This window comes from Flavobacterium sp., assembly GCF_039916025.1.
Lineage (GTDB): Bacteria > Bacteroidota > Bacteroidia > Flavobacteriales > Flavobacteriaceae > Flavobacterium.
On record NZ_JBDSMB010000028.1, the window covers coordinates 1 to 4,346 of the forward strand.

The 4,346-nt window shown below is 35.2% G+C and carries 5 protein-coding genes; 1 reads left to right on the top strand and 4 read right to left on the bottom strand.

Features of this window, described 5'->3' with window-relative positions; genetic code table 11:
• From ABIQ27_RS01520 to ABIQ27_RS01535, 4 genes are all read right to left on the bottom strand, one after another.
• On the bottom strand, positions 1-233 hold a 233-nt coding region (locus tag ABIQ27_RS01520; protein WP_348031398.1), incomplete at its 3' end, for an HU family DNA-binding protein.
• 176 nt (positions 234-409) lie between these two features.
• On the bottom strand, positions 410-1,357 hold the full coding sequence (gene fmt, locus ABIQ27_RS01525; protein ID WP_348031400.1) for a methionyl-tRNA formyltransferase: 948 nt from the start codon (positions 1,355-1,357) through the stop codon (positions 410-412).
• A 23-nt stretch (positions 1,358-1,380) separates the two neighbouring features.
• Complete coding sequence (locus ABIQ27_RS01530) at positions 1,381-3,273, bottom strand: ATP-dependent DNA helicase RecQ (RefSeq protein WP_348031401.1); 1,893 nt, start codon at positions 3,271-3,273, stop codon at positions 1,381-1,383.
• 100 nt (positions 3,274-3,373) lie between these two features.
• Positions 3,374-3,910, bottom strand: coding sequence for an ATP-binding protein (locus tag ABIQ27_RS01535; protein WP_348031403.1), 537 nt, complete (start codon positions 3,908-3,910; stop codon positions 3,374-3,376).
• 159 nt (positions 3,911-4,069) lie between these two features.
• Between ABIQ27_RS01535 and ABIQ27_RS01540 the strand changes: the two genes are divergently transcribed.
• On the top strand, positions 4,070-4,346 hold a 277-nt coding region (locus tag ABIQ27_RS01540; protein ID WP_348031405.1), incomplete at its 3' end, for a DUF493 family protein.

The window sequence follows — 4,346 nt, forward strand, 5'->3', positions numbered from 1 at the left end:
TTAACTACATTCTTAGCAGCGATTTTGATAGTTTTTCCAGTTTGAGGGTTTCTTCCATCTCTTGCAGCTCTTTTAGATACTGACCAAGATCCGAATCCTACTAAAGATACTCTTCCACCTTTTTTCAAAGTACCGCTTACGTTACCTAAAAATGATTCTAAAGCTAATTTTGCTGCTGCTTTTGTTACTCCAGCGTCAGCTGCAATTGCATCGATTAATTCTGATTTGTTCATAATGTTAGTTATTAATTGTTGGTTAAACATTTTGTTAATGATAACAAATTTAAAAGGAATTCCTTACTGCACAAGCGTTTTCGTGTTTTTTTCAAATATTTGTTGATAACTTAGTTCATTTGTTGATAAACCCGTGCTTTTCATCGATTTTTTTACTCAAAAAAAGCCATGAGACCTTATTCTGCTTGCGCTCTTTCCGAAAAAGTGATGCCATTTAGTAACTCATTTGACTGCATTTTCTTCTTCCCGGGAAACTGAATGCTCAAAATTTGAATAAAACCATCTTTTACAGCAACTTTAATTTCTTTTTTAGTGGTGATAATACTACCTATATTATAAGTATGGTTTTCAAAAATAATTTTCGCTTCATAGATTTTTACATTCCATTCTTGTCCATTATCTTTAAAGAAGCACCAAGCCGATGGATATGGCGATAACCCACGTATTAAATTGTGAATTTCGGTTGCCGGTTTTGTCCAGTCGATTTTGCAATTCTCTTTATTGAGTTTGTAGGCTGTTTTGATTTCATCCGATTCTTTTTGAATTTCTGTTGGCACATTTCCACTTTCAATAAGTTTCAAAGTTTTAACAATTGTTGAACTTCCAAGTGCCATCAGACTGTCATGTAACTGCCCGGCATTTTCATTATCTGATATCGAAATTTCATCACTCAAAATCATCGCGCCGGTATCAATCTTGTCATCTATAAAGAACGTAGTAATTCCGGTTTTTGTTTCACCATTAATAATTGCCCAATTGATTGGCGCCGCACCACGATAGTTTGGCAACAACGATGCATGAAGATTAAAGGTTCCTAATTTTGGCATTCTCCAAACGACTTCGGGCAACATTCTAAACGCAACCACAACCTGCAGATTGGCATCAAGCGATTTTAATTCGGCTAAAAATTCTTCGTCTTTAAGATTGGTAGGCTGCAATAACTTTAAGTTGTGTTCCAAAGCATATTCTTTTACTGCGGAATATTTAATCTTTTGGCCACGACCGGCAGGTTTATCCGCAGCAGTAATCACACCAACAACGTCATAATTGTTTTTGATAATTGTATCCAGAATGCCAACGGCAAATTCGGGCGTTCCCATAAAAACAATGCGTAATTTTTCCATATATGCTGAATTTATTTCAGTATCTATTTTAATGAATATAAATTATTTGATTTGATACTAATCGTATCGTTTTCCAAAAGATTCTGAAGCGCAAAGATAACATCGTCTTTCGAAAGTTTCGTCAACTTTTGAATATCTCTTGAGTTGAAGTCCTGCATTTTCAATAACTCAATAATTTTTTCAGCAATCGTTTCCGGATTTTGCTTCTTTTTATTTTTGGAAATGCAATACGAGCAAACACCACAATCGTCTTTTATCGTTTCGCCAAAATACTGCATCAGTAATTTCTGTTTGCAGGTTTTGGTTTCCTTACTATAATATAATACGGCCTGGAGTTGTTCGGTTTTTAATTTGTTTTGTGCTTCCAGATGTTTTGAAACTCTGTTAATGGTTCGCTCATCTTCACGGACTTCATTAAAGGTAATCGTGGCATCATTATTTTTGGCAATCAAATCGATGATTTGTTTTTCTTTTAATTTTTGCAAAAGCGAAAGCACAATTTTTTCAGTACTATTCGATTTCTTGGCAATCAATGTTGGATTGAAAGCGGTTTGCATATCATAAATCCCGGGATAGGTTCGAAGAATTGTCAACACGATTTCTTCATCAGCTGGATTCAGACTCATATACCGAATCACTTCTTTCGACGGAATGATAAACTGAATGCTGACTTTTTCTGAGAATTCCTGCGATAAATTAATTACGCCTTGTCTATCCAAAAACTGCAAAGCATTATACGTTTTTAATATTGGGAAATTATATTTGGCACAAAACTGATTCAGATTAAAGCTGAATTGATCGTCAATTCCTTCGCCATAAGCAATCTGAAAAAAATTGCAAAGTTTTACAAACACCAAATTCAAAAAAGCTTTATCGGGCAAAACACTCAGGAATTGCGCTTCGGCGTGTAAAATATCCGATGGATTATTGAGCAAAACGGCAAATGCTTTCTCGCCATTTCTTCCGGCTCGACCGGCTTCCTGATAATAGTTTTCCAGGTTTTGTGGCAAATGCAAATGGATAATGGTTTTCACATTGGCTTTGTCAATGCCCATTCCAAACGCATTGGTGGCAATAATCACTTGTACTTTTTCTTCCATCCAAAGTTTCATGTGCTTTACTTTCTCTTTGGAAGATAATCCGCCATGATAATAAGTTGCAGTAAAACCTTGGCTTTCCAATTGATGCACGGTTTCAAGACAGCTTTTTCTATTGGTTACATATATAATAGAAGGTTGCGGATTCTTGTGCAAAATTTGTTGTAAAAGATGGAGCTTGTCTTCGGTTTCAAAAACCATATAAGCGATGTTTGCTCTATAGAATGATTTCGAGAAAATTTGCGGATTATCCAGCTTTAATTGGACAATAATATCTTCTTTAACTCTCAAGGTTGCCGAAGCGGTCAATGCCAAAAAAGGTACTTTTGGAAAGTATTCTTTTAGTTGTACAATTTTCAAATATGCCGGACGAAAATCGTGTCCCCATTGCGATACACAATGCGCTTCATCAATGGCGATAAGGTTTATCGGAAGGTTTTTTATCCGTTCTAAAATCCAGTCGTTTTGCAATCGTTCAGGCGAAAGATACAGGAAATTATAATTCCCGAATTGGCAATTATCTAACAAATCAATTATCTCATCGTGATGAATTCCACCAGTTAAAGCAATCGCCTTGATTCCTTTGTTCTGCAGATTTTCAACCTGGTCACGCATCAAGGCAATCAATGGCGAAATGACAAGACAAATTCCTTCCTGCATCATAGCTGGTATCTGAAAGCAAATCGATTTTCCTCCACCGGTTGGCATCAGTGCAAAAGTGTCTTTTCCGTCCAATACCGAATTTATGATTTCTTCCTGCGGTTCGCGGAAGGCATCATGTTTCCAGTATTGCTGCAGGATTTCTAAAGCTTTGGACATTCAATTACGAATTATTAATTACGAATTACGACCTTCAGAAGGCTCAACATGACAGTAAAGATATAAAATAAGATTGTGTTGCTGTTACAGCAAAAGTGTATTATGACAGATGTCTAAATATGAATTGAATACGTTCTTCAACAGTTCCGCGTGGCACTTCAATTAGGCTGTAACCGTAGTTTTGATAGGTTTCGGTAAGATGACTATAAATAAGTTTTGCCTGTTCAAAGTTTTCATAACGCGCATCATCGCTTTCGTAAATTTCTTCCCAAGGCGGAAGTATAAAAATTTTGGAATATTTATGTTCTTTGCAGGCTTCATCAAAAAAAGCTGGATAGCTGTCACCAATGTAATGCATATACGCCAAAACATCAGGAATTCCTCGATCGATAAAAACTACTGAATGCGGTTCAGCAATTGCGTTGTTGTATTGTTTTTTTCTTCCTTCCAAAAGCAATTCGCTAAACAACAATGGTTTTTCAAGGAACAATTGTTCTATTCCCTGTTTTTTAGCTTCTAATGTTATTTCGCGTGAAATTTCCGGATAACAACAATGTCCTTTGGATAATAATCCGTCGATGATGGTTGTTTTTCCGGTTCCAGGACCGCCGATGATAACTATAATTTCTTTTTCCAAGATTTTTGAAATGAAGCGCAAATTTATTGAAACTAATTAGAATACTGAATGTGTTTTGACTTTTATTTTTGCTTATAAAAAGTATTTTTTCTAAATCTTGGAAACCTACTTCAAAAATCTAAAATCATTACTGTATATTTGCTTTTATTTTGTTTAAAAATGGATAAGAAGACAGAAGAATTTTATATAAGATTAAAGGAAGAACTGAGCAATACTTCAGTATGGCCCAGCGAATATTTGTATAAGTTTATTGTGCCAACAAGCCCAAAAAAAATTGAAGAAGTAGAAAATGCTTTCGATAATATAGGTGCAGTAATTCATACCAAACAATCAAAAAACGCAAAATATACCAGTGTTTCAATAAACGTGATGATGGAAAGTCCGGAGCATGTTATTGAAAAATACATAGAATTGTCTTCTATAGAAGGAATAATAT